Origin of the sequence: Streptomyces ochraceiscleroticus (genome assembly GCF_000720485.1) — a bacterium.
In the GTDB taxonomy this organism is placed as follows: Bacteria; Actinomycetota; Actinomycetes; order Streptomycetales; family Streptomycetaceae; genus Streptomyces; species Streptomyces ochraceiscleroticus.
In genome coordinates, this window is sequence record NZ_JOAX01000005.1 from 312,730 (window position 1) to 337,723 (window position 24,994).

18 protein-coding genes are annotated in these 24,994 nt (G+C 75.1%); 16 read left to right on the forward strand and 2 right to left on the reverse strand.

Annotation, left to right across the window (positions count from 1 at the left end):
• Positions 1–232 precede the first annotated feature (232 nt).
• The 16 genes from IG84_RS0109215 to IG84_RS0109290 all read left to right on the forward strand — a co-directional run bounded on the left by IG84_RS0109215 (position 233) and on the right by IG84_RS0109290 (position 23,580).
• Positions 233–2,095: a non-ribosomal peptide synthetase gene (locus tag IG84_RS0109215; RefSeq protein ID WP_078648703.1), complete on the forward strand. Its 1,863-nt coding sequence runs from the start codon at positions 233–235 to the stop codon at positions 2,093–2,095.
• Positions 2,095–3,561 (forward strand): condensation domain-containing protein, encoded by a 1,467-nt coding sequence (locus IG84_RS0109220; protein ID WP_051861542.1) that lies wholly within the window; start codon positions 2,095–2,097, stop codon positions 3,559–3,561. The genes IG84_RS0109215 and IG84_RS0109220 overlap by 1 nt, the downstream gene beginning before the upstream one ends.
• Positions 3,558–7,079 (forward strand): non-ribosomal peptide synthetase, encoded by a 3,522-nt coding sequence (locus tag IG84_RS38775; protein ID WP_051861543.1) that lies wholly within the window; start codon positions 3,558–3,560, stop codon positions 7,077–7,079. The genes IG84_RS0109220 and IG84_RS38775 overlap by 4 nt, the downstream gene beginning before the upstream one ends.
• Positions 7,076–10,492, forward strand: coding sequence for a beta-ketoacyl synthase N-terminal-like domain-containing protein (locus IG84_RS0109230; RefSeq protein ID WP_031053696.1), 3,417 nt, complete (start codon positions 7,076–7,078; stop codon positions 10,490–10,492). The genes IG84_RS38775 and IG84_RS0109230 overlap by 4 nt, the downstream gene beginning before the upstream one ends.
• Positions 10,489–12,057, forward strand: a complete 1,569-nt coding sequence (locus IG84_RS0109235) for an amino acid adenylation domain-containing protein (RefSeq protein WP_031053698.1) — start codon at positions 10,489–10,491, stop codon at positions 12,055–12,057. The genes IG84_RS0109230 and IG84_RS0109235 overlap by 4 nt, the downstream gene beginning before the upstream one ends.
• A 1-nt stretch (position 12,058) precedes the next feature.
• Positions 12,059–13,327: an MFS transporter gene (locus IG84_RS0109240; protein WP_037799644.1), complete on the forward strand. Its 1,269-nt coding sequence runs from the start codon at positions 12,059–12,061 to the stop codon at positions 13,325–13,327.
• Between the two features lie 36 nt (positions 13,328–13,363).
• Positions 13,364–14,413, forward strand: a complete 1,050-nt coding sequence (locus IG84_RS0109245) for a MupA/Atu3671 family FMN-dependent luciferase-like monooxygenase (protein ID WP_031053701.1) — start codon at positions 13,364–13,366, stop codon at positions 14,411–14,413.
• On the forward strand, positions 14,410–14,991 hold the full coding sequence (locus IG84_RS0109250; protein ID WP_078648704.1) for a flavin reductase family protein: 582 nt from the start codon (positions 14,410–14,412) through the stop codon (positions 14,989–14,991). The genes IG84_RS0109245 and IG84_RS0109250 overlap by 4 nt, the downstream gene beginning before the upstream one ends.
• A complete protein-coding gene (gene fabD / locus IG84_RS0109255) occupies positions 14,988–15,851 on the forward strand; it encodes an ACP S-malonyltransferase (RefSeq protein ID WP_031053706.1) in 864 nt (287 codons plus the stop codon). Before IG84_RS0109250 ends, fabD begins: the two co-directional genes overlap by 4 nt.
• The gene (locus tag IG84_RS0109260) at positions 15,848–16,636 is read left to right on the forward strand and encodes a thioesterase II family protein (RefSeq protein WP_051861545.1); all 789 of its coding nucleotides are present in this window, start codon (positions 15,848–15,850) and stop codon (positions 16,634–16,636) included. Before fabD ends, IG84_RS0109260 begins: the two co-directional genes overlap by 4 nt.
• A gap of 152 nt (positions 16,637–16,788) precedes the next feature.
• Positions 16,789–17,871 (forward strand): AfsA-related hotdog domain-containing protein, encoded by a 1,083-nt coding sequence (locus IG84_RS0109265; protein ID WP_281179330.1) that lies wholly within the window; start codon positions 16,789–16,791, stop codon positions 17,869–17,871.
• A complete protein-coding gene (locus tag IG84_RS0109270; protein WP_031053714.1) occupies positions 17,868–18,944 on the forward strand; it encodes a beta-ketoacyl-ACP synthase III in 1,077 nt (358 codons plus the stop codon). Before IG84_RS0109265 ends, IG84_RS0109270 begins: the two co-directional genes overlap by 4 nt.
• A gap of 66 nt (positions 18,945–19,010) precedes the next feature.
• A complete protein-coding gene (locus tag IG84_RS0109275; RefSeq protein ID WP_031053717.1) occupies positions 19,011–19,265 on the forward strand; it encodes an acyl carrier protein in 255 nt (84 codons plus the stop codon).
• Positions 19,262–20,488 carry a beta-ketoacyl-[acyl-carrier-protein] synthase family protein gene (locus tag IG84_RS0109280; RefSeq protein ID WP_031053719.1) on the forward strand — a complete coding sequence of 409 codons (1,227 nt, stop codon included), beginning with the start codon at positions 19,262–19,264 and terminating at the stop codon, positions 20,486–20,488. Before IG84_RS0109275 ends, IG84_RS0109280 begins: the two co-directional genes overlap by 4 nt.
• 56 nt (positions 20,489–20,544) lie before the next feature.
• Complete coding sequence (locus tag IG84_RS0109285; protein WP_031053722.1) at positions 20,545–22,260, forward strand: 3-hydroxyacyl-CoA dehydrogenase NAD-binding domain-containing protein; 1,716 nt, start codon at positions 20,545–20,547, stop codon at positions 22,258–22,260.
• 81 nt (positions 22,261–22,341) lie between these two features.
• Positions 22,342–23,580: an MFS transporter gene (locus IG84_RS0109290; protein ID WP_051861546.1), complete on the forward strand. Its 1,239-nt coding sequence runs from the start codon at positions 22,342–22,344 to the stop codon at positions 23,578–23,580.
• Between the two features lie 55 nt (positions 23,581–23,635).
• Here IG84_RS0109290 and IG84_RS0109295 read toward each other — a convergent pair whose 3' ends face one another.
• Both IG84_RS0109295 and IG84_RS0109300 read right to left on the reverse strand, forming a co-directional pair.
• Positions 23,636–24,088, reverse strand: coding sequence for a DUF7144 family membrane protein (locus IG84_RS0109295; protein ID WP_031053727.1), 453 nt, complete (start codon positions 24,086–24,088; stop codon positions 23,636–23,638).
• A 147-nt stretch (positions 24,089–24,235) separates the two neighbouring features.
• Positions 24,236–24,994, reverse strand: a complete 759-nt coding sequence (locus IG84_RS0109300; RefSeq protein WP_031053730.1) for an HpcH/HpaI aldolase family protein — start codon at positions 24,992–24,994, stop codon at positions 24,236–24,238.

Here is a 24,994-nt window from a genome sequence, read left to right on the forward strand (position 1 = left end):
GTTCGCCCTCCCCGCGCAACTAGTGATCGGAAGCCACCGGCGATCGCACGGTGAGAGGGCCGCGGGGGCGCGATGGGGCGCCCGCCGCCGTCCTCTGGGGCGTCTACGTCTTCTTTCGTACTCCATGCCGTTCACCGGCCCGCCGTACCGCACGCCGCGGTCCGGCGTGCCGTGCCGTGCCGCGCGCAGCCGCGGCCGGCGCTCCACGGATGACGACCAAAGGACTTGAGCCATGGGTAAGTACGCGCACGCCGCCGTCCCACGGGCCGGCACGCTCGGGGTGCACCACCTCGTCGCCGCGCACGTCGGGGAACGCCCCGACGCCTGCGCCGTACGCGACGCACGCGGCGGCCCCTCCCTGACCTACCGTCAGCTCTGGGAGCAGGCGGGCCGGCTGGCGCACACGCTCGCCACGCACGGTGTTGCGCCCGGCGAGCCCGTCGCCGTCGACCTGGAGCGCGGCACCGCACTGATCGTCGCCCTCCTCGGCGTCGCCCGGGCCGGCGCCGCCTACCTGCCGCTCGACGCCCAGGCCCCCGCCGAGCGGGTGGCCACGGTCCTGGCGGACGCGGGGGTCCGCACAGTGCTCGTCGACCCGGCGGACGGCGGACGGGCCGGGCGCACGGCCGGGGTGCCGGGGGTCCGGCAGGTGGCCGTGGAGCGCCCGGCGCCGGACCAGCAGTTCGAGGTGCCCGATGTACCCGTAGACGGCGACAGCCCCCTCTACATCGGCTACACCTCCGGCTCCACTGGCACGCCCAAGGGCGTCGTCGTACCGCACCGGGCCGTCCGCCGTCTCGTCACCGACGCGACCTTCTGCACCATCGCCCCCGGTGACCGGGTCGGCCAGGCCGCCAACCCCGCCTTCGACGCCACCACCTTCGAGGTGTGGGGCGCGCTCACCGCGGGCGCCACGCTCGTCGTCCTGCCCACCGTCGTCGACCTCGCCATGGACCGCTGGGCGGCCCTCCTCCAGGACGAGGACATCACGACCCTCTTCCTGACCACCTCGCTCTTCCACCTGGTCGCCCGCACCCGGCCCGGCGCACTGCACACGCTGCGGAACCTCGTCGTCGGCGGCGAGCAGCTCGACCTGGCCGCGGTCCGCGCGGTACTCGCAGCGGGCCCGCCCCAGCGCCTCGTCAACGGCTACGGCCCGACCGAAGCCACCGTCTTCGCCACGTCCTTCGACTGCACCGACGCCTCGCTCGCGGGCCGCGACCGCATTCCCATCGGCCGCGCCATCCAGCAGACCACGCTGCACGTCCTCGACGCGGAACTGCGACCGGTCGCTCCCGGGCAGCCGGGCGAGCTGTGCATCGGCGGCCCCGGTGTCGCCAAGGGATACCTCGGCCGGCCCGAGCGCACCGCCCGCGCCTTCGTTCCCGAACCGGGCACCGGCACGCCGATGTACCGCACCGGTGACCTGGTGCGGGAGCTGCCCGACGGCGAACTGGAGCTGGTGGGCCGCGCCGACCGGCAGGTGAAGCTGCGCGGCTACCGGATCGAGCTGGAGGAGATCGAGCGTGCGGCGCTCGCCACGGGCCTCGCCGAAGCCGCGTTCGTGAGCAAGGTGGGCGAGGGGCCGGCGGCACGGCTGGCGGGCGCGTTCCTGCCTTCCGGCGGGAGAGAGCGAGGCGGTGCCGAGGAGCTGGCCGCCGCGCTCGCCCGTGCCCTCCCCGCGTACATGCTGCCCGGTAGCTGGGCGCCGCTGGCGAGCCTGCCGCTGCACTCCACCGGCAAGGCCGACCGCGGACGCATCGACGCGATGATCGAGGCAGCCACAGCGATCGTCGAAGACAGCGCGACGGACGGCGCGGGGGAGGCGGCGCACTCGCAGCAGCCCGCCGGACCGTCCTCCGGCGACCCCGTCACCGACGCGCTCACCCGCATCTGGGGCGAGGTCCTCGGCACCCCCGCGACCGCCCCCGACCAGGACTTCCTCTCCCTCGGCGGCAATTCACTGCTCGCGACGCAGGCCGCGGCGCGCATCCGCGAGGTGCTCGCGGCCGATGTCGAGCCGTACGACATCCTGCTGGCCGCCGGCATCGGCGAACTGGCCGGACGGGTACGCGAGTCGGCGGAGGCGGTCTGATGGCGCAGCTTCCCTCGCCGCCCCTGACCCGCCGGGCAGCCACCTCCGCGCCACTCTCCTGCGCGCAGGAGCGGCTGTGGTTCATCGACGCGGCGGCCCCCGGCTCCGCCGCCTACAACGTCCCGCTGCTCACCCACTGGCACGAGCCCGTCGACACCGCCGCGCTCGCCCAAGCCCTGACCGCGCTCGTCGCCCGCCACGAGATCCTGCGTACCACCTACGGGCTGCACGAAGGCCGCCCGGTCCAGTACATCGGCGAGGCGGCACCCGTTCCCGTCGAGGTGCTCACGGGCCCGCCGGGGGAGGCCGAGCTCACCCGCCACGCCCGTGCTCCCTTCGACCTCTCGGCCGGGCCGCCGCTGCGCTGCACCGTGTGGCGGGGCGGCCCGGACGGCGACGCGATGCTGCTGGTCGTCCACCACATCGCGGTGGACGGCTGGTCGTTGGGCGCGCTGTACGAGGATCTGGCCGCCGCGTACGAACAGGCGGTCGACGGCGTCACGCCGAAGCTCCCCCAACTTGCTGTTCAATACGCTGACTTCGCCGAGTGGGACCGCGAGGTGGCCGCGCACCCCGCCATGGCCGAACGGGTGGCGGCGCGCCTCGCGCAACTGCGTGCCGTGTCCGGCGATCTCGCGCTCGGCAACTGCCCGCCGCGCCCCGCGCTCCCCGAGGGCGACCGCCGCGGCGCTCAGCACGCCTTCCATGTAACCGTTGAACTCGCCGCCCGAGTAGGTGAGTTGGCGTCGGCTGTCCGGGCCACTCCCTTCGTCGTGCTGCTCGCGGCGTTCCAGGCCGTGGTGCAGCGCTGGACCGGCCGGGAGGAGTTCCTGCTCGGTACCGTCGCCGCCAACCGCCCGCACCCCGCCGTCGAGGAACTCATCGGCTTCTTCGTCAACACCGTCCCGCTGCACTGCGAGCCCCGGGCCGACTGGACCTTCGAGCGGCTGTGCACGGAGGTACGCGGCGAGGCGTTCCGGGCGCTGTCCCATCAGCGCCTGCCGTTCGAGCAGCTCACGGCCGGTGCGGGCGCTGACCGGACCCGCGCGCCGGCGCCGCTGGCCACCATCGGCTTCGTCCTGCAGAACGCGCCGGCGCCCCGGCTCGGCGACCGGCCGCGCTGGGGCCCGCCGCGGCTGCTCCCGACCGGCACCACCAAGCTCGACGTGACGCTCACCCTGGAGTACGTCCCCGACGGGCTGCGCGGCACGGTCGAGTACGACACCGACCGGTACTCCGCGGACACCGCACGGCAGCTCGCCGCGCACTTCACCGCGCTGCTCGCCGCGGCCGTCGCCGCACCGGGCACCGCGCTGCGTGCCCTGCCCCTGACCGACCCGTCGGCGGGCCGCCCGCCGCGCACCGTGCTGGCCGGACCCCGGCGCGATCTGGCGGCGGAGTACCGGAACCGGCTCGCCGGTACGGCATCCGGCGCCGCCGCGCCGCACGGAGGAGGAGACGCATGACCACCGTGACCGACCTGCTCGACCTGCGGTTCGCCGCCATGAACGGCGATGACACCGCGGTGATCTGCGCCGGGGAGGAGCTCTCCTGGCACGCGCTGGACGACTGGTCGCGGGCCGTGGCCCGGCACCTGACGGCACACGGAGCGGGACCCGGCACGCTCGTACCGGTACTCACCGCGCGCGGCGGGGCGCTGATCGCCGGCTGGCTGGGCGCCCTCCGCGCGGGCGCCGCCTTCGTGCCCCTCGCGATGGACACCCCGGCCGCCCGTATCGCCTTCGTGCTGCGCGAGACCGGGGCCGCCACGGTCCTCGTCGACGAGGCCGGGGCGGACCTGCTCCGCGGCCTGGACATGGACGCCAAGCCGGTCGACCTCGCGGAGCTCCGGGAGCTGGGGGAGGCGGCCGGGCCGCCCACCGCGCTCCGGCCCGGCCCCGAGGATCCGGCCGTGGTCATCTTCACCTCCGGGACGACGGGCCGCCCCAAGGGCGTGCTCGTCCCGCACCGCGGCCTGCTCAACACGGCCCTGTGGTGGGCGGCCGACTGCGGTCTCGGCACCGCCGACCGGCTGCTGGTGACCGCGGGCACCGCCTTCGACCCGGCCGCCTTCAACGTCGTCGAGGGCCTGCTGGCCGGGGCCCGGCTGATCCTCGCCGACGACGTCGAACGCCGCGACCCGGCCGCCCTGCTGCGGCTCGTCCACGGCCCGGACGGCGCGACCGTCGCGGGCTCAGTCACCCCCAGCCTCCTGCACGCCATGCTGAGCGCGGAGCCGGACGCCGGACCGGGCGGCTGCGCGCTGCGCGTCGTCTACTCCGGCGGCGAGGCACTGCCCCGCGCGCTCGCCGCCGACTGCGCCCGCCGCTGGGGCGCAGAGGTCCGCAATGTGTACGGCCCGGCGGAGGCGTCCTGCAACAGCACGTGCCATGTGGTCGACCCCGGGGACGCCCGCGCACCGGCCATCGGCCGACCGCTGCCCAACACCCGCGCCTACGTGCTCGGCCCGCACGGTGAGGAGCTGCCCGCTTCCGTGCCGGGCGAACTGTACGTCGCCGGTGCCGGCGTGGCGCTGGGCTATCTCGGGATGCCGGACCGCACCGCCGCCGCGTTCCTGCCCGACCCGTACGCGGACGTGCCGGGCGCGCTGATGTACCGCACGGGTGACCGCGTACTGGTGCGTGCCGACGGGGAGTTGGAGTACCTCGGCCGGATCGACGACCAGGTGAAGATCCTCGGCAACCGGATCGAACCCGACGAGGTCCGCGCGCTGATCGAGGAGAACCCGGCCGTCGCGGCCGCCGCCGTGCACGCGACCGGCTCCCCGAAGCGGCTCGTCGCCTACGTGGAGCTCGCCCCGGACGCGGCGCCGACGCACGAGGACATCGTCCGCCCACTGCTGAACTGGCTGCCCGCCGCCGTACTTCCGGCCGAGGTCCACGCCGTGCCCGCGCTGCCGCGCACGGCCAACGACAAGGTCGACTTCGCGGCGCTGGCGGAGCTGCGCGACCGCCCGCTGCCCCACGGTGAGGACCGGCCGGTCCCGCTCACGGACGGCCAGCGCAAGGTGGCCCGCCTGATGGCCACGGTCCTGGCCGAGGCGGGCCCCGGCCGAGGTGACGGCGGCGACCTCGCCCCCGACAGCGACTTCTTCACCCTCGGCGGTCACTCGCTGCTCGCCGTGCGCATGCTGGCCGCCGCCGAACGCGAGTGGGGTACCGCCGTACCGCTGCGGGCCTTCCTCGCGGATCCCACGGTCGCGGGCCTGGCCCGCGCGCTGGCTGCTGCGGCCGACGCCGGTACCGCCGAGGCCGCACGCACGGCGGACGGCGACGGACCCCGGCCCGACGGCGGCCCGCACCCTGCCACCCCCGTACAGCAGCGGCTGTGGCTCATGGACCGGCTGCCCGCCGTGCGCGCGGCCTATCTCGCGCCCGGCGTCGTCGAGATCGACGGGCCGGTGGACCGCGCGCTGCTGCGGGACGCCTTCGCCGCGGTGCTCGCCCGCCACCCGGCCCTGCGCTCCCGCTTCACCCTGGACACCAAGGCGCGCCGGGTCCAGTACCGCACCGACGGCAGCCCGCCGGAGGTCACCCTCCTCGACGCGGCGGCCTGGACCCGCGAGGAGCTGGACGCCCACCTGGCACGGGAGTGCTGGGCGCCGGTGGACCTGGCCCGGCAGGCGCCCGCGCGCGGCGAGGTGATCGCGCTCGCCGGGGACCGCACGGTCCTGCTGTACGCCGTCCACCACATCGTCTCCGACGGCTGGTCGCTCGACCTGGTCATGGAGGAACTTGCGGACGGATACCGGGAGTTGAGTGCGGGGCGGCCGTTCGATCCACCGCCCGCTACCCACCCCGCGAGCCTGCCGGCGCCCGCGGTGCCCGACGGCACGCTCGACGCGCTGCTGGCCGAGCTGCGGGGCGCGCCGACCGATATCGCGCTGCCGTACGACCGGCCGCGGCAGCGGACCCAGAGCATCGAGGCCGCCACCACTCGGGAGCTCCGGCTGCCCGCCGGGGACAGCGCGCGGCTGCGGGAGATCGCCGCCGAGCTGGGCTGTACGACGTTCATGACCGCGGCGGCGCTGCTGGCCGCCGTGCTGGCCCGGCGCAGCGCGCAGCGGGACTTCCTGTTCGCGTTCCCCTGGGCCGGCCGGGACAGCGCCGGGGCCGCCGGCACCGTCGGCATGTTCGTTAACACCCTCCTGCTCCGGGCCGACCTCACCGGCCGCCCGAGCTGGCGCACTCTCGTGACCCGCGTCAAGGGCTCCGCGCTGACCGCCTACCGGCACGCCGACGCGCCCTTCGACGCGCTCGCCGCCGCGCTGCACCCCGAACGCGACCTCGGCCGCCCGCCGGTGACCCCGGTCTATCTCTCCGCGACCGATACGCCCGCCACCCCGCCGGCCCTCGGGCCCGGCATCACGACCCGTTACCGCATGCCCCCGGCGCTCAAGCTCAAGTACGAGCTGGAGCTGACCGTCACCGGCGGCGCCGACCGCCTCGGGCTCCATCTCACTTACGCCACCGCCCTGTTCGACGCCACCACCGCTGACGCGCTGCTCGGCGATCTCGCCGCCGCCGCGGCCGACCTCACCACCGACCTGGAGACCCCCGTGCTCACCGACGCCACTCCCGGCACCGCCGACGTCACCGCACCCGCCGACCCCGCCGCGCTCACCGAGGCGATCGCCGCCGCCTGGCGGGACGTCCTGGACGTGCCCACCGTCTCGTACGACGTCAACTTCTTCGACGCGGGCGGCGATTCGCTGCTGCTGATCGTCCTCCTCGACCAGCTCTCCGCGCTGACCGACCGGGAACTGGACGCGGCCGACCTCTTCCAGCACAGCACCGTGCACGCCCAGGCCGCGCTGCTCGCCGGCGCGGACGGCGCGGACGGCACGGAGGGCTCGGCGCGGGAGACCACGGGCGCCCGGTCCGGCGGGGCTGCTGCGGGCCGCGCCCGCCTCCTCGGCCGCCGCGGCGCGGGCAGCGCCGGATCCGCGGAGCCGGCGGCGTGAACGACGACGCGGCCATAGCGGTCATCGGCACCGGCTGCCGTTTCCCCGGCGCCCGCAACCCCGGGGAGTTCCTGCGCAACCTCGCCGAGGGGCGGGTGGCGTTCCGCGAGCTGGACCGCGCGTCCCTGCGCGCGGCCGGGCTGACCGACGAGACCCTCGACGACCCCTCGTACGTGACGACCGCGGCGACGCTGGACGGCGCCGAGGACTTCGCCGCCGAGTTCTTCGGCTACTCGCCCACCGAGGCCGAGGCCACCGACCCGCAGCAGCGGCTCTTCCTCGAAGTGTGCTGGGAGGCGCTGGAGTCGGCCGGGCACCCGCCCACCGGCGACCCACTGGTCACCGGCGTCTTCGCGGGCGGCAGCCCCAGCACGTACATGGCGGCGCTCCAGGTGGCCAGGGCGCGCGCCGACGGCGTGCTGGGCGCGGTGGACGACGTCATGCTGCACCTGGGCGGGCTCGGCGACTTCCTGCCCTCCCGGGTGGCGTACAAGCTGGGCCTGCGCGGCCCGTCCATCGGCGTGCAGACCGCCTGCTCCTCCTCGCTGACCGCGGTGCACTACGCCGTGCTCAGCCTGCTGGCGGGCGAGTGCGACCTGGCGCTGGCCGGCGGGGCGGCGGTCAACGAGCCGGTACTCGGATACCGGCATCAGCCGGGCGCGCTGGCCTCCCACGACGGTCACTGCCGGCCGTTCGACGCGCGCTCCACCGGTACGTCCTTCAGCTCCGGCGTCGGTGTCGTGGTGCTGCGCCGGCTCGCCGACGCGCTCGCGGACGGCGATCCGGTGCTCGCGGTCGTCCGTGGCTCGGCCGTCGGCAACGACGGGTCGGCCCGCTCCGGCTTCACCGCGCCCAGCCCCGCCGGGCTCGCCGACGTAGTGGCCGCCGCGCTCGACGTCGCGGGCGTGCGCGGGGACCAGCTGCGGTACGTCGAGGCACACGGCTCCGGCACCCCGCTCGGCGACCGCATCGAACTGCGCGGCCTGACCGAGGGCCTGGCCGCACCCGCCGGCCGTACCGGCTTCTGCGCCCTGGGCTCGGTCAAGGCCAACATCGGCCACTGCGGGCCGGCGGCGGGCATCGCCGGGCTGATCAAGGCCGTCGAGGTGGCGCGCACCGGCGAGGTGCCGCCGCACCCCGGCTTCGACCGCCCCCGCAGCCCCGGCGAGCTGGCCGACAGCCCCTTCCGCATCGCCACCGAGCCCGGCCGTATCACCGAGGGCGAGCCGTACGTCCTGGTCAACTCGATGGGCCTGGGCGGTACCAACGCGAGCGTCGTACTCGGCCCGCCGCCGAGCCCCGCAAGCCCCGCGGCGCCGGACCGCGACCGGGTGCGCCTGGTGCTCTCGGCTCGCGACGATGCCGAACTTCGCGCGCTGTCCGAGGAGTTGGCGGACGTGCTGGAGCGGGGCGACGTCAGTGCTGCGGATGCCGCCCACACGCTGCGCGTCGGGCGGACCGTGTTCGCGCGGCGGCGAGTGGTGTGCGCGGCACCGGGCGACCTGCCCGCGGTGCTGCGCACCCCGGCCACCGCCACGCCCCCCGTCGCACGGTCCGTGCGGCTGGTCCTCCCGGCGGACGGCTCGCTGCCCGAGGCCGTACGCGAACGACTGCTCGCGGCGTTCCGGGGGCGCGCCGAGGTGGTAACGGGCGGTACGGATGCCCAGGGTGACGCTCACGTGGTGGCCATTGACGCCTCGAGTGGCGCGATCGACGACCGTATCGACGAGGCCGTGGCCGACGCCTGGCTGCACGGGGCCGACGTGGACTGGGCGGCGCTCGCCGCCGGACGCGGGCGGCGGGTGCCGCTGCCCACGTACCCCTTCACGCGGCGGCGGTACTGGGCGCTGGACCGCCTGCCGCCGCTCGCCGCCCCGACCGGCGCGCCACCGGCCACCGCGGAGGAGGCGCAGCCCGGCGGCCCCGCGGACGAGACGCACGCCGACGACGTGACCGCCGGGCTGCTCGCCCTCTGGCGGGAGATCTTCGGCGTGCCGGCCCTCGGCCTCGACCAGGAGTTCGCGGAGTTGGGCGGCGACTCGCTCGCCGCGATGCGGATCGAGGCCGCGGTACAGCGTCGCCACGGTGTACCGGTCAACGTCCACCGCGCGGGCGGCGGACAGGCCACCGTACGCCGGATGGCCGAGATCGTCCGCGGCCTGCGGCGGACGGATGCCGGGGCCACCAGCGGCGGGAGTTCCGAGGACCACGAGGCACGTCCGAGTGACCGCCCCGCCGACGCGATCGACGCCGACCTGGCGCTCCCGCTCGGCGAGCCCGCCGCACCTTCCCGTACGCCCGGCCCCGACACCCTGTTCACCGGCGGCGGCACCGGCGCGCTGGAGACCTTCGTCCTCCACGAGCTGCTGCTGCGACGGCCCGACGCCCGGGTGCACCGTCTGCTGCCCGTGCCCGACGAGGACGCGGGCCGGGCCCTGCTCGCCGCGGCCGCCGCGCGTTTCGGACTGCCCGTACCGGACCCCGCCCGGGTGTCCGTCGTCCCCGCCGACCCGACCGCGCTCGGCAAGGCCCTTGCCCACCACCGCGACGGCCAACTCGCCCGCCGCGTGGGGCGCGTGGCGCACGCCACGCCCGCGCCCGGCGACCATGGCACGTATCAGGAGGTCCGCGCGCACGGTGTCCTGCCGCTCGCCGAACTCCTGCGCTGGCAGCGCGAGCACGGCATCGCGGACCTCACACTGCTCTCCACGCTCGCCGCGTGCGCGCCCGCGCTCGGCGGCGAGCCCCTCCTCGCCGAGCAGCGCGAACAGCCGCTGGACCCCGGACGCGACGGAGCGGCCGTGGCCGCCTGGGTCGGCGAGCGGCTCGTGGAGCGCGCCGAGCGGGACGGCATGCGGGTCCGGGTGTTCCGTACCGGGCTGCTGCTCGGCGCGCTCGCCGACGGCGCCTGCGATCCGCACGACCCGCTGGTCCAACTGCTCGTCGGCAGCGCCGCGACCGGCCGCCACCCGCTGGACGACCGGCCGCTGCCGCTCGCCCCGGTCGATCTCGCGGCCCGCGCCATCGCCGGCCTCATGGACGCGCCGGGCTCGGTGGGCCGCGTCTACCACCTGGCGGACGAGCGGGCCGTGACCGTACGCGAGCTCTTCGGATTGCTCGCCGACGCCGGGCTGCCGACCGAGGGCGTCCCCGTACGGCAGTGGCAGCGTGCCGTGGCCCTGCGCGCGCTGGAGCACGACACCCCCGCCCTGGACCCGCTCGCGCTCCGGGCCCTGCACGCGAGCGCGCCCGGCGCCGCGGCCCGGCTGGAGGCGGCGGCCTGGCGGCCCTGGCTGGAGCGGCAGGACCTGCGGCCCCCGCCCACCGGTGAACTGCTGCGCCGCTGCCTGGAGTTCACCGCCACCCATGACGCCTCCCTCGCCACCCACGCCCTGCCCCGAGGAGCACGATGACCGACCACACGTTGTACGACTGGTTCGCCCGCTCCGTCGAGCGATACCCCGACGCGCCCGCGCTGGAGGTGCGCGACCACCGCCTCACCTACCGCGAACTGCACGCCTGCGCCGCCGCGCTCGCCGCCCGCATCCTGCGGGAGCACGGGCGGGCCCCCGAGCGCGTCGCACTGCTCGCCTCGCGCAGCCTGACCGCCTTCGCCGGGTACCTGGCGGCGCTGCGCCTCGGCGCGGTCGTCACCCCGCTCAACCCGGGCTACCCGGCGCGCCGCAATCAGGGCGTGTACGAGCTGGCCGGGGCCGAGGTGCTGCTCACCGACGAGGCGGGCGCTGCCCAACTGCCGCACTTCCCCGAGCGGCCGGGGCACACCCGGCTCACCCTGACCGACGCCGAGGCCGCCACCTTGGCCGACGGGGCGGAGCCGCCGTCCCAAGAGCGTCCGGGCACCACCCCCGACGACCTCGCGTACGTCCTGTTCACCTCCGGCTCCACCGGCCGGCCCAAGGGCGTGCCGATCCGGCACCGCAACCTCTCCCCGTACCTCGCGCACAACATCGAGCGCTACGAGGTCGGGCCGGGCTGCCGGGTGTCCCACACCTTCGACCTCACCTTCGACCCCTCCGTCTTCGACCTCTTCGTGACCTGGGGCGCGGGGGCCACGCTCGTGGCGGCGCAGCGCTCCGAGCTGCTCAAGCCGGTCGACCACCTCGTCGAGCGGGGCATCACGCACTGGTTCTCCGTTCCCTCGCTCGTCTCGGTGGCGGCCGGGCTCGGCAATCTGCCGTCGGGGCTGGTCACCGGCCTGCGGTACGGCATCTTCATCGGCGAGCAGCTCACGTACCGGCAGGCGGAGGTGTGGCGTGCGGTGGCCCCGGACGCCGTGATCGAGAACGTCTACGGACCAACCGAACTCACCGTCGCCTGCACGGAGTTCCGCCTCCCCGCCGATCCCGCGCAGTGGCCGGTGACATCCAACGCCACCGTGCCGATCGGGCCCGTGTACCCCTTCCTCGACCAGCTCGTCCTGGACGAGGAGGGCCGCCCGGCGGCCGAGGGCGAGCTGTGCGTCCGCGGCTCGCAGCGCTTCGACGGCTATCTCGACCCGGCCGACGACCAGAGACGCTTCGTCTCCTTCGACGGCACCACCGCGGAACCCTACGACGGCAAGGGCGGGCTCACCACGGAGCACTACTACCGCACCGGCGACCGGGTCCGGTACGAGAACGGCGTGCTGGTCCACCTGGGCCGGCTCGACAACCAGGTCAAGGTGCGCGGCTACCGCATCGAACTCGGCGAGGTGGAGGCCGCGATGCGGCACCACCCGGCGATGCGCGAGGCGGTCGTCGTGGCGGTGCCCGGTGCCGACGGGACGGAACTCGTGGGCTGCTACACGGGGGAGGAGCTGACACCGTCCGCCGCGCTCCTCTGGCTGCGCAAGCACATCCCCGTCCACATGGTGCCGCGCCGCCTCGTTCACCTCGACGAGCTGCCGCTCAACCCCAACGGGAAGATCGACCGCCCCGCGCTGCGGCAGCGGTTCACCGACCCCGTCCCGGCGGCCTGACATGGCGGGGAAACCAGTGCGGTTGTTGCGCGCCCTCGTGCCGCCGCCCGGAGTCGTGCGCGTCCTGACCGTCAGCAATCTCGCCCGGACGGTGGGCAACGGCTTCCTGCTGTCCGTCAGCGTCCTGTACTTCATCCGGGCCGTCCACGTCCCCGCCGCGCAGGTGGGCCTCGGCCTGACCGTCTCGGCGGTGCTCGGGATGGCCGTCAGCATCCCGGCGGGCCAGCTCTCCGACCGGCTCGGCTCGCGCACCGCGTCCATCGCCTTCGGCGTGCTCCAGGGGCTGCTGGTCTGCGGGTACGCGCTCGCCGGCGGGTTCGCCGGGTTCCTGGTCGTGGTCAGCCTGGCCGCGATGGCCGACTCGGCCAGTACCGCGGCCCGTGGCGCCCTGATCGCGGACGCGCTCCCGCCGGGGGAGCGGGTACGGGCCAGGGCGTACCTCCAGTCCGTCATCAACGTCGGCCTGTCGGGCGGCACCTTGCTCGGCGGCGTCGCGCTGACCGCGGACTCCCACACCGTCTACACCGCCATGCTGCTCGGCGCGGGCGCGCTCTTCGTGCTCGGCGGTCTGAGCTGCCTCGCGCTGCCTGCGCCCACGCAGGCCGCCGCGGCCGAGGGGGAGCGGGCGCGGCACGTCCTGCGGGATGTGCCGTACCTGGCGGTCTCGGCGCTCAACGCCGTCCTCGTGCTGGGCACGGACGCGCTGCTCACCGCCGCGCTGCCGATCTGGATCGCGGACCGCACGGACGCGCCGGTGTCCGTCTACGCGGCGATCATGTTCCTCAACACCGCGATGTGCGTGCTGTTCCAGGTACGCCTGAGCCGGGGCGCGGAGGACGTGCGCGGCGGCGCCCGCGCGATGCGCCGCTCCGGTCTGGTGCTCGCGCTCGCCTGCGGCATCTTCGCTCTCTCGGCGGGGCAGCCCGCGTGGGTCGCCGCCGCGTGCCTGCTCGCGGGCGCCTTCGTGCAGGTCATCGGCGAGATGCTGCACTCCGCCGGCTCCTGGGCGCTGTCCTACGACCTCGCGCCCTCCCAGGCCCATGGCCAGTACCAGGGCCTCTTCGGGCTCACCCAGCGCGCGGGGGCCGCCGTCACACCGGCCCTCACCACGGCCCTGCTCATCGGCTGGGGCAGCGCCGGCTGGCTGGTCTTCGCGGCCGTCCTGCTCGCCGGGGGCCTCGCGACGCCCGCGGTCGCGCGCTGGGCCGAGCGCAACCGGCCGTTCGCCACCGAGCGGACCGCCGCCGAGCCGGCGGCCACCGCGGCCTGACCGGCGGCATCACTCAACCGAGCCAGAGAGAAGCACATGGACTTCAGCCTGTTCTACTTCGGGGACGACGGCCGCGACCCGGCCGCGCGCGGCCGCTACGACCTGGTGCTCCAAGGCGCGCGGTTCGCCGATGAGCGCGGCTTCACCGCCGTATGGACCCCCGAGCGCCATTTCCATCCCTTCGGCGGGCTCTATCCCAACCCCGCCGTCACCGGAGCCGCCGTCGCCGCCGTGACGAGCCGGGTCGCCATCCGCGCCGGCAGTGTCGTCGCGCCGCTGCACCACCCGCTGCGGATCGCGGAGGAGTGGTCCGTCGTCGACAACCTCTCCGGCGGCCGGGTGGGGCTCGCCTTCGCCTCCGGCTGGCACGCGGTCGACTTCGCGCTCCGCCCGGAGTCGTACGCCGACCGCAGGAAGGTCATGACGGATACCGTCGAGGACGTCCGCCGGCTGTGGCGCGGCGAGGAGCTGACGGTGGCCGACGGGGCCGGTGCCGAGCAGCGCGTACGGGCCTATCCGCCGCCCGTCCAGCGGGAGCTGCCCGTCTGGATCACCAGCGCAGGCGGCGTGGAGACCTTCCGCGCCGCGGGTGACCGGCGCGCCGGCGTCCTCACCCATCTGCTCGGCCAGGACCTGGACGAGCTGGCGGGGAAGATCCGCGAGTACCGCAGGGCGTACGCCGCGAGCGCGGGCCCGGACGGTGGTGACGGCCATGTCGTCCTGATGGTGCACACCTTCCTCGGCGCCGACGAGGACGAGGTCCGGCAGCTCGTCAGGGACCCGCTGAAGGCGTATCTGCGCAGTTCGCTGGGGCTGCTGCTGGGCTCGGGCACGGCGGGCGCGCGGCGGGTGGACCCGGCGAAGCTCAAGGAGAAGGACGTGGACTTCCTCGTGGCTCGCGCCTTCGACCGCTACTACGACGACGGCGGGCTGCTCGGCACGGTCCCCAAGGCCGCCCGCGTCGTCGAGCGGCTGGCCGGGCTCGGCGTGGACGAGGTGGCCTGCCTCATCGACTTCGGGCTGCCGGTCAAGACCGTACTGGACGGTCTTGGCCACCTCGACGCGCTCCGGAAGCGGTGCGCATGAGGAGCGGCGCGAGCAACACCGTGACGGAGCCGGCCGCGTCCCGGAGCGGCAGCGAGGCCGAGCGGCGCCGCTTCCGGCGGGCCGCCGGCCGGTTCCCCACCGGGGTCACCGTGGTCACGGCGCTGGCCGGGGGAGTGCCGCACGGCACGACCGTCAACGCCTTCGCCACGGCCTCGGTGGACCCGCTGATGATCCTCGTGACGCTCGGCAACGGCTCCCGGCTCCTCGGCCAGGCCCTGCACAGCAGACGGTTCGCCGTCACGGTACTGGCCGCGCACCAGGAGGCCGACGCCCGGTGGTTCGCCGACCCGGGCCGCCCGGCCGGCGCGGCGGGCTTCGCCGGGCGCCCGTACCGGCCCGCCGCGTACGCCGGTTCGCCCGTGCTCACCGAGGGCGTCGCCGCCTTCGACTGCGCGCTGGCCGGCGCCTTCCCGGCAGGCGACCACACCGTACTGGTGGGCCGCGCCGAGGAGTTCGAGGTGCTCTCGGCGGCCCCGCCGCTGCTCTTCACCGACAGCCGCTTCCACCCCGGCCCCCGGCCGGCATCCGACACCCAACCGAGGATCACCACCCCATGAGCTACGTCCTGATGTTTCCCGGCCAGGGGGCGCAGCGCCCCGGCATGGGCGCCGACTGGTTCGACCGCTTCCCCGAACTCACCGAGGCGGCCGACGCCGTACTCGGGTACTCCGTCCGCCGCCTGTGCACCGAGGACCCCGACGGGCTGCTCGGCCGTACGGAATACACCCAGCCCGCCGTCTACACCGTCAACGCGCTCGGCTACCGCGTCCTGCGCGAGGAGCACGGCGTCCCCGATGCCGCGATCGGGCACAGCCTCGGCGAGTACAACGCCCTGGAAGCGGCCGGGGTGTTCGGCTTCGCCGAGGGGCTGCGGCTGGTCGCGGCCCGGGCGCGCGCGATGTCCGCGGTCACCGGCGGCGGCATGGCGGCGGTGGTCGGCCTGGACGACGCGGTCCTCCGCCTCGTCCTGCGCCGGGCCGGGCTCACGCGCATCGAGGCCGCCAACTTCAACACCGCGGACCAGACGGTGATCGCGGGCCCGGCGGCGGACCTGGAGCCGGCCGCCGACGTGGCGCGCGCGGCGGGTGCCCGGATGGTCCGCCGGCTGGACGTCAGCGGGCCCTTCCACACCTCGCACATGGCCCCGGCAGCGGACGCGTTCGCGCCGGTACTGAAGGCCGCGACGCTCGCGGCACCCACCATGCCGGTGCTTTCGAACCGGCACGCCGCGCCGTACGGCGACGACGGGGCCGAGATCGCCCAGGTACTGCTCGAACAGATCGCGCACCCCGTGCTGTGGCGGCAGACCCTCGAAGGGCTGCTGGCCGAGGGCCGCACCGCGTTCCGGGAGGCCGGCGACGGCAGCGTGCTCACCCGCATGCTGCGCGCCGTCCGGCGGGAAAGGGCGGCGGCGTGAACGGCACGACCGAGGTGAGCGAGGCGGTGATCAGGCCCCGCCCGGTGGACGACCCCGCGCTGCGGGTCTTTCTGCTGCACCACGCGGCGGGCTCGCATCTCGCCTTCACCGACTGGGCCCGGCACGTCCCCGACGACTGGGAGGTGTGCCTCTTCGAGGCGCCGGGCCGCGGGCGGACGAGCGACCGCCCCGCCCTGCGCAACGCCCGTGACCTCGCGGAGTACTTCATCGGCCGGACGCTGGACCTGATGGACCGCCCGTTCGCGCTCTTCGGGCACAGCATGGGCGCCCTCGTGGCGTACGAGGCGGCCGCGCGGCTCGCCGCGCGCGGGCTGCCGGAGCCGTGCTGGCTCGGGGTCTCGGCCTGCGGCGCGCCGTACGAGGAGCTGCCCGGCGACGGTTTGGCCGGGGAGCCGTTGCACCGGATGCCGGGGGACCGGCTCAGGGCGGCGCTGCGGGCGATGGGCGGCATCCCGCCGGCGGTGCTGGACGAGGACGATGTCTGGGCGCTGTTCGAGGACCGGGTGCGCGCCGACTTCGCGGTGGTGGAGACCTGGGAGCCGCGGACCGTCTCGGCCGACGTGCGGGTCCCGCTGTCGCTCTTCGGCGGCGAGGACGACCGCGTGGTGCCCGTGGAGAGCCTGCTCGACTGGGCGGACGGCGCCGAGGATTTCCTCGGTCAGCATCTTTTCCCGGGCGGCCATTTCTACTTCGAAGGACGCGTGGCGGCCGTTGTCGAACGACTGGTCAGGGATATCCGGACAGCGGTTACAGCCGCCGGGTAAATACTTTTCAAAATGCCGGACCGGTGTCTTGCGGGATTACGGAAAGGTGGCTTGACGGGTCATCGAATGCGATGCCATGATTCAGAAAGCGAAAGGCGAATTCCGCAGCACGGAATCAGTCCGCGATGGAATTGATGAAGACCGGGGGAATCATGCAGTTAGCAACCTCGGGGCGACCAGCGGAAGGTGAGCGGGCGCTGCCTGTCCTCGACCGCTGGGCACTCCCCGAATTGTTTCTGAGCGCCGTACGGAAATTGACCGCCACGGAATACCTCGCGACGGCATGCATTCCGGGAGAGCACCCCTACTACGCCGATCGCGTGCCGGGCCCGGAGCGGGCCGCGGGGATCGATCCGCTGCTGCTCCTGGAATGCTGCCGGCAGGCCGGGCCGTACGGCGGAAGGGAATTCTCGGGAATCGAGCCCGGCGGGCGCTTCCTGATCGAATCGCTGGAGCTCGCGCTGCCCGGAATCCGCATGGCGGGCCGGACGCAGGGCGCGGCGGACCTGGCCCTGGCGGTGTCCGCCGAAGGCCGCCCCGGCACGGCCGCGGCGCGACGGATGTCCTACGCCTTCGACATGACCCTGCCGGCGGGCCGCCTCGGCACGGCGGCGCTGCGCGTCCGGCACGTCTCCCGCGAGCTCTACGACGGCCTGCGCCCGGCCCGCGCCCGGAAGGCGGTGGCACGCCCGGGAGCACCGGTGCTGCCCTGCACGCCCGTCGCCCCGCACCTCGTCGGCCGCACCCGGCCGGAGAACGTGGTCCTCGCACGGGTCGCCGTGGAAGGCGGCAGGGCCAGGGCGCTGCTGCGGCTGCCCGCCGACAACCCCGCGCTGTTCGACGCCGGTTACGACCACGTGCCGGCCATGGCCCTGCTGGAGGCGGCCCGGCAGCTCGCGCTGTGCACCGCCGGCGAGACGTACGGCGCGCTGCCCGCCCTGACGACGGTCGCCGGGCTCGACCTGCGCTGCCACCGGTTCGTCGAGCCGCACCTCCCGGTCACCGTACGGCTGAGCGCGTACGACACGGCCGAGCGGCCCGCCGGGCTCGGCACCGCGCTGCCCCAACTCCGCTCGTTCCGGGCGGCGTTCGAGCAGAGCGGTGCGACCGTGGCCGAGGGGCGGCTCCACCTCACCACCGCGGGACCGGAGGCACGGACCCGCCGCGCGGAGAGCCGCCGGCCGGTCGCCCTGGCGGTCGTCCCCGCCACCGGCGCCGCAGGGCAGCCGTCATGACGGCCGCCACGCACCGCGCCGCGGTCCTCTGCGGCCTGGGCGGCGCCCTGCCCGCCACCGCCGTACCGAACAGCGCGCTGGCCGCGGAGCTGGACACCACCGACGAGTGGATCCGTACGCGTACCGGCATCCGGCAGCGCTTCGTCATCGCGCCCGGCGAGGCCACCTCCGACCTGGCCGTGGCGGCCGGGCGCCGGGCCCTGGAGTCCGCGCGCAGGACCGCGCACGGAGACCGGGAAACCCGAGGCGGCGGACCCGGCAAGGACGCAGCGCCCGACGTGGACCTCGTCGTCCTCGCCACCAGCACCCCCGACCACCCCTGCCCGGCCACCGCACCCGCGGTCGCCCGGCGGCTCGGCCTGACCGGCGTCGCGGCCTTCGACATCGGCGCGGTCTGCACGGGCTTCGTCTACGCGCTGGCCACCGCCGCCTCAATGATCACCGCGGGCGCCGCGCGCCGCGCGCTCGTCATCGGCGCCGACACCTTCTCCACCATCCTCGACCCCGCCGACCGCACCACCCGCGCCATCTTCGGCGACGGCGCCGGAGCGGTGGTGCTGCGCGCGGGCGACCAGGCCGAGCCGGGCGCGCTGCTCGGCTTCGACCTGGGCAGCGACGGCGCGGGCGAGGAGCTGATCACCGTACCGGCGGGCGGCTCCCGGCAGCGCTCGACGGCCACGCCCCCGCCCGAGCGGGACCGGTACTTCACCATGCAGGGCCGGGCCGTCTTCAACGAGGCCGTCCTCAGCATGAGCAAGTCCGCCGAGACCCTGCTCGCCCGGATCGGCTGGCGCGGCGCTGACCTGGACCGGGTCGTCGCCCACCAGGCCAACGTCCGCATCCTGCGGGCCGTCGCCGACCAGCTCGGCCTCCCCGAGGACCGCCTCGTCATCAACCTGGTCCGCGTCGGCAACACCGTCGCCGGCTCGATCCCGCTCGCCCTCGCCGACGCCGCCGCCGACGGCACCCTGCGCCCCGGCGACAAGGTGCTGCTCACCGGCTTCGGCGGCGGCCTGACCTGGGGCTCGGCGGCCCTGCGCTGGCCGTCTCCGTACGTCGAACCGGTCGCCTGACGCGCCTCCTGACGCGAGCCCCGAACGATCTCTGAACGCTCTCTCTCGACACGACAAGGAACTCCCATGCCCACCCTCGCCCCTGCCGACATCAAGACCCGCCTCGTCACGCTGCTGAGCGAGAAGTTCGGGCTGCCCGAGGACGAGATCCTCGCCGGCGCGACCTTCGACGAGCTGGACATCGACTCGCTCATCCTCGTCGAACTCGGCCTGCTCGTCCGCAAGGAGCTGGGCATCGTCCTGGCCGAAGGCGACCTGAAGTCCTCCTTCCGCATCGACGACGCCGTCGCGGTCGTCGCCGAGAAGGGCGGCCTGGCATGAGCGCAGGCCGGGAGGTCGCGATCAGCGGCATCGGCCTCGTCACCCCGGCGGGCATCGGCGTCGAGACCAACTGGGAGCGCGTCCGCGCGGGCAGCTCAGCCGCGGCCCGCGACCCCGAACTCGCCGGTCTGACCGTCGACTTCTCCTGCCGCGTACCGGACTTCGACGCGAACGCGCTGCTCGGCCGGCGCACCGCCTGGCGCTTGGACCGCTTCGTCCAGCTCGCGCTGGTCGCCGCCCGGCAGGCCGTCGCGGACGCCGGACACGACCCGGCGACCTGGGACGGGACACGCGTCGGCGTTGTGCTGGGCAACTCCCTCGGCGGGACCGCCACCTTCGAGTCCCAGCACCGCACGTACTACGACGGCGCGCCCGACGAGGTGTCCGCGCTGATGATCCCCATGGGGATGGTCAACATGGTCGCCGGGTACGTCGCCATCGATCAGCGCGTCCACGGGCCCAGTCTGGTCACCGCGACCGCCTGCGCCTCCGGCGCCGCGGCCCTCGGCACCGCCCGCGCCTGGCTCGCCGCCGACGTGTGCGACATCGTCCTCGCGGGCGGCACGGAGTCGGCGATCACCCCGGCGACGCTCACCGGCCTCTCCCGCATGGGCGCCCTCTCCACCCGGCGCGACGAACCGGCCGCCGCTTCCCGCCCGTTCGCCGCCGACCGGGACGGCTTCGTCGCCGCCGAGGGCGCCGCGGTCCTCGTCCTGGAACGCGCCGCTGACCTGCGGGCCCGCGGTGCGCGCGGCTACGCCCGGCTCGCCGGATACGGCGCCTCCTCGGACGCCCACCACGCCACGGCACCCGACCCGGAGGGCAGGGGCGTGACCCGCGCGCTGCGTACGGCACTGCGGGACGCGGGCGTGGCGCCCGACGACGTCGGCCACGTCAACGCGCACGGCACCTCCACGCCCATGAACGACCTCACCGAGGCCCGTGCGCTGCACCGCGTCCTCGGCACCCGCCCCGCCGTGACCTCCACCAAGGGCGTCACCGGGCACACGCTCGCCGCCGCGGGCGCCGTCGAGGCCGCCTACACGGCTCTCGCGCTGCGCGACGGCATCGTACCGCCCACCGTCAACGTCACCACGCTGGACCCGGAAATCGAGATCGACGTGGTGACCGGCGCGGCCCGCACCACACCGCTCGACGTGGCCGTCAGCACCTCGCTCGGCTTCGGCGGCCACAACGCGGCACTCGTACTGACCGCCGCATGACCCGCGGCACACCGCCGCACGCGAGGAAACGCCACACAACAGGGGGAACAGCAACGATGGACGACGAAGCGGAACAGGCCGGTGTGCGCACCGTCGCCGTGGTCGGTCTCGGCACGGCGGGCGCGGCCCTGGCCCGGCGCTGCGCCGACGCGGGCCTGCGGACGATCGGCGTGACGGAAGACGCGGCGGACGCCGACCGCGCCCGGCGGGAACTGGCCGGCACCGGCACGGAGGTGACCTGCGCCCTCGACACCGTCGCCGCGGCCGACGTGGTCATCGAGGCGGTACCGGAACGGGCCGCGGCCAAGCGCGCGGTGCTGGCGGCCGTCGCTGCCCACCGCGCCCCCGGCACGCCGGTGCTCACCACGGCCCTGACCCTGACCGCCGCCGAACTGGCCGCGGCGAGCGGCGGCCCCGGTCTGCAGGCCCTCCGCTTCGTACGGGCCGACCGGCTCACCGCGGTCGAGCTGGCCCGCGCGCCCGGCACCCCCGAGCGGCACACGGCAGTCGTCCTCGCACTGCTGCACCGCCTCGGGCTGAGGGCGCATCAGGTACCGGACCTGCCGGGTTCGATCGCCCCCGTGCTGCTCTTCGCGCTGCTCAACCAGGCCGCGTGGATGCACGAGGAGGGCCACGCGAGCGCGGCCGCGCTGGACACCGCCGTACGGCTGGGCTGCGGCTGGCCCGACGGCCCACTGCGCACACTCGACGCGATCGGCCTGGACACGGCACTGGACGTCCTCGACGGCCTGCACGGACGCCTGGGGCCCCGCTTCGAACCGCCGCCCGGTATGCGGAAGTTGGTCGCTCAGGGCGCGCTGGGGGCGAAGACGGGGCGGGGGTATGCGTGCGGGAATATCACCGCCACACCCGCGCCCACCATCACCTCCGCCCCCATCCCCGGCATCGGCCCGGTCGTCGTCATCGGCTCCGGCACGATGGCCACCGGCATCGGCGAGGTCTTCCTGCGCGGCGGGTACCGCACCGTGCTGCTGGCCCGTACGCCGGAGAAGGCGGCAGCGGCGGACGAGGCCGTCCGGTTCGGCCTGGAGCGCACCGCGGCGAGCGGGCCCGACCCGGCCGAGGCGATGACCCGCTGGACGGCCACCGCCGACCGGAGCGCGCTCGGCCGCGCGGGGCTCGTGATCGAGGCCGTCGTCGAGGACCCGGCCGTCAAGCGCGACCTCTTCGCCGAGCTGGGCGCGGTCTGCGCGCCCGGCACACTGCTCGCCACCACCACCTCCAGCCTGCCGGTGGGGGAGTGCGGCACGGCGAGCGGCCGCCCCGCCGATGTCGTCGGCCTGCACTTCTTCAACCCGGCCCCGGCGATGCCCCTGGTGGAACTGGTCCGCGCCGCGGGCACCGGCGAGCCCGCGCTCGCCACCGCCCGGCGCATCGTCACGGGGCTCGGCAAGACGCCCGTCGAGTGCGCCGACCGCACCGGCTTCCTCGTCAACGCGCTCCTCTTCCCCTACCTCAACGACGCGTTGGGGCTGCTGGAGGACGGCGCGGTCGGGCCGGCCCTGCTCGACGCCGCGGTGAAGTCGGTCGGCGGCCAACCGATCGGCCCCACCCGGCTGCTGGACACGGTCGGCGCGGACGTCGCGCTCACCGTGGCCCGGCGGCTGTACGAGCAGTACGGCAGACGGCCGGAGTTCGCGCCCGCGCCCCTGCTGGAGCGGCTGGTCGACGGCGGCTTCCTGGGCCGCAAGAGCGCGGGCCGGGGCCTACGCGCCTACCTCACGGAGGCGGCGGCCACGGTGGCGGCCTGACGCGGCGAACGAACGGGGGGACGGGCGAGCAATCGCAGAACGACGCAAGGCCGGGCGCACCCGGCCGGGAAGACACGGCTCATGACGATGGACAGCACCACCTCCGGCACCGTTGCGCGCGCACGGCCGACGGACGCCCCCGCCCCGCCCCGCCGCCGCGGCCTCGCCGTGTGCACGGTCACCGCCCTGCTCTTCACGGTGATGCTCGGCGGCACCCTGCCCACCCCGCTCTACCCCCTGTACGCCGCGCGCCTGGGCCTGTCCCCCCTGATGGTGGCCCTGGTGTTCGCGGCGTACGCGCTCGGCATCCTCGGCCCGCTGCTGCTGGCCGGCGGCCTGTCCGACCGGATCGGCCGGCGCGCCGTCCTCGTCCCGGCCGTCGGCGTCGGGCTGCTGAGCTGCGCGGTCTTCGCCGTGTTCCCCACCCTCCCCGGCCTGCTCGCGGGCCGCGTCCTGTCCGGCGTCTCGGTCGGCCTGACCACCGGCGCGGCCACCGCCTACCTCGGCGAGCTGCACGCCCGCCCGCCCCGCGCCGCGCTCATCGCCGCGGTCACCAACATGGCGGGTCTGGGCGTCGGTCCGCTGCTCTCCGGCCTGCTCGTGGCGTACGCCCCGGCCCCGCTGGTCATCCCGTACGTGGTGCTCGCCGCCCTGCTCCTGCCCGGCCTGCTGGTCCTCGCGCTCCCCGAGACCGTGCGCAAGGGCGGGGCGAAGGCCCGCATCCGGCCGCAGCGGCTGTCGATACCGACGCCCGCGCGCCCGGTGTTCACCGCGGCGGCCGTCGCCGTCTTCGGCTCGTTCGCGGTCCTCGGGCTGCTCTCCGCGCTGGCGGGCAAGTTCCTGGCCGAGGGCCTGCACCACACCAGCCCGGTCCTCGCGGGAACGGTCGTCTTCTGCGCGTTCGGCAGTGCGGGCCTCGCCCAGCTCGCCGCGGCCCGCATCGCGCCGCGCACGGCGGCGGTGTGGGGCATGGTCGTGGTACCGCTCGGACTGGCCGCCATCGTGCTCGCGCTGCCCGCCGCCTCACTGCCGCTGTTCCTGGTGGGCGCGGCCGTGGCGGGCGCGGGCGGCGGCGTGGCGTTCCGGTCGGGGCTCGCGCTGGTGGCGGCCCAGGCCCCGGCGGGCCGTGCGAGCGAACTGGTCTCCAGTTACTTCGTCGCCGCCTACCTGGGCCTGGCCGTACCGGCGATCGGCGTCGGCCTGCTGGTCACGGCGACCACCCTGCAGACCGCCGCCACCGTGTTCGCCGCCGTGGTCGTCCTGCTGGCCCTGACCAGCATCGCGGTCACGGCACGTACGAGGCCGGCGGCGCGGGGATGAGAAGTCGGAGGCCGCCCCGCTCGGCGGTGCGGGGCGGCCTCGGGTCCAGGGCCGGTCAGGGGATGTAGCGCTCACGGTCCGTGCACAGCGACCAGATGACGAAGACGCCGAGCGCGATGCCGACCAGGGCCCAGATGGGCTGGTACGGCAGCCACATGAAGTGCGCGATCACGTACAGGCTCACCAGCACGATGCCCGCCATGCGGGCCCAGCGCGCGCCCTTCAGCAGGCCGAAGCCGGTGGCGGCCACGACGATGCCGAGCACCAGATGGATCCAGCCCCACGCGGTGGTGTCGAACTTGTACACATAGGTGTCGCCCGCCAGGTTGCCCGTCAGGACGTACGCCTGGTCGTTGGCGATACCGGCAATTCCCTCCAGGACGCCGAGGACCCCGGAGACCAGCATCAGGACTCCGGCGAAGAGCGTGCCGCTGGACGCCCAGACGTTGTCCGGGCCATGCGCCCGGGACGACTTGGGTCCCGCTGCGTGGGGTGCTGCCTGTGACATGGTGGCTCCCCTTCCGAGACATGCGTCGGCGAATGCCGTGCGCCCAGCGTCGTCCCGCCGCGCCCCGGTGTCCACCGGATACGTTGCCGATCGAACGAACCCGGTCCCGGACGGGTACGTCCTGCTGGACGCCGGGACCGGGAGACCTTACGTCCGTTCGCGATGGGCGCGCAGCGCCCGGGCGGCCAGATCCCGGTCCTCGCCGAGGACGAAGGCCGTGACACCGTCCGCACGCCACTCGGCGCGCCGCTCCGGGGTGGTGGCCATGGCACAGAAGGGCACGCCGTGCCGGCCGCAGGCGGCACGCAGCGTGCGCACCGCCTCCTGGACGCGCGGATGCCGCACCTGCCACGGCACGCCGTACGACTGCGAGAGGTCGCCGGGGCCCGGCAGGACCAGGTCGACGCCGCCACCCGCGAGGATGCCGTCGATCGCGTCGACGCCCTCGGCGTCCTCGACGAGCGGCACGACCATGATCTCGGCGTTGGCCCGCTCGATGTACGCCCGCGGGTCGGTACCGCCGTACCCGGGCATGCGCCCGCCGTTGAGTGAGCGCATCCCCTCGGGTGCGTAGCGGGCTGCGCGCACCGCGGCGTCCACATCGGCCCGGCCGCGCACATGCGGTACCACGATGCCCATGGCCCCGGCGTCCAGCGCGCGCAGTACGGCCCCCGGGTCCGCCTCGGGCACCCGCACGAACGGCGTGACGCCGCTGGTCTCCGCGGCCCTGATCAGGTGCTCGAGCTGCCGCGGGTCGACGAGCGTGTGCTCGGTGTCCAGGATGACGAAGTCGTAGCCCGCGCAGCCGATCATCTCGACCACCGCGGGCTCGGGGAGCACGCTGAACAGGCCGTGCACCTCCTCGCCCGCCGCGAGCTTCCGCTTCACCTCGTTGGTGCGCAGCAC

Coding starts and splice junctions, on each gene's coding strand:
- IG84_RS0109215 (WP_078648703.1), top strand. CDS start 233: ATGGGTAAGTACGCGCACGCCGCCGTCCCACGGGCCGGCACGCTCGGG.
- IG84_RS0109220 (WP_051861542.1), top strand. CDS start 2,095: ATGGCGCAGCTTCCCTCGCCGCCCCTGACCCGCCGGGCAGCCACCTCC.
- IG84_RS38775 (WP_051861543.1), top strand. CDS start 3,558: ATGACCACCGTGACCGACCTGCTCGACCTGCGGTTCGCCGCCATGAAC.
- IG84_RS0109235 (WP_031053698.1), top strand. CDS start 10,489: ATGACCGACCACACGTTGTACGACTGGTTCGCCCGCTCCGTCGAGCGA.
- IG84_RS0109240 (WP_037799644.1), top strand. CDS start 12,059: ATGGCGGGGAAACCAGTGCGGTTGTTGCGCGCCCTCGTGCCGCCGCCC.
- IG84_RS0109245 (WP_031053701.1), top strand. CDS start 13,364: ATGGACTTCAGCCTGTTCTACTTCGGGGACGACGGCCGCGACCCGGCC.
- IG84_RS0109250 (WP_078648704.1), top strand. CDS start 14,410: ATGAGGAGCGGCGCGAGCAACACCGTGACGGAGCCGGCCGCGTCCCGG.
- fabD (WP_031053706.1), top strand. CDS start 14,988: ATGAGCTACGTCCTGATGTTTCCCGGCCAGGGGGCGCAGCGCCCCGGC.
- IG84_RS0109265 (WP_281179330.1), top strand. CDS start 16,789: ATGCAGTTAGCAACCTCGGGGCGACCAGCGGAAGGTGAGCGGGCGCTG.
- IG84_RS0109270 (WP_031053714.1), top strand. CDS start 17,868: ATGACGGCCGCCACGCACCGCGCCGCGGTCCTCTGCGGCCTGGGCGGC.
- IG84_RS0109275 (WP_031053717.1), top strand. CDS start 19,011: ATGCCCACCCTCGCCCCTGCCGACATCAAGACCCGCCTCGTCACGCTG.
- IG84_RS0109280 (WP_031053719.1), top strand. CDS start 19,262: ATGAGCGCAGGCCGGGAGGTCGCGATCAGCGGCATCGGCCTCGTCACC.
- IG84_RS0109285 (WP_031053722.1), top strand. CDS start 20,545: ATGGACGACGAAGCGGAACAGGCCGGTGTGCGCACCGTCGCCGTGGTC.
- IG84_RS0109290 (WP_051861546.1), top strand. CDS start 22,342: ATGACGATGGACAGCACCACCTCCGGCACCGTTGCGCGCGCACGGCCG.
- IG84_RS0109295 (WP_031053727.1), bottom strand. CDS start 24,088: ATGTCACAGGCAGCACCCCACGCAGCGGGACCCAAGTCGTCCCGGGCG.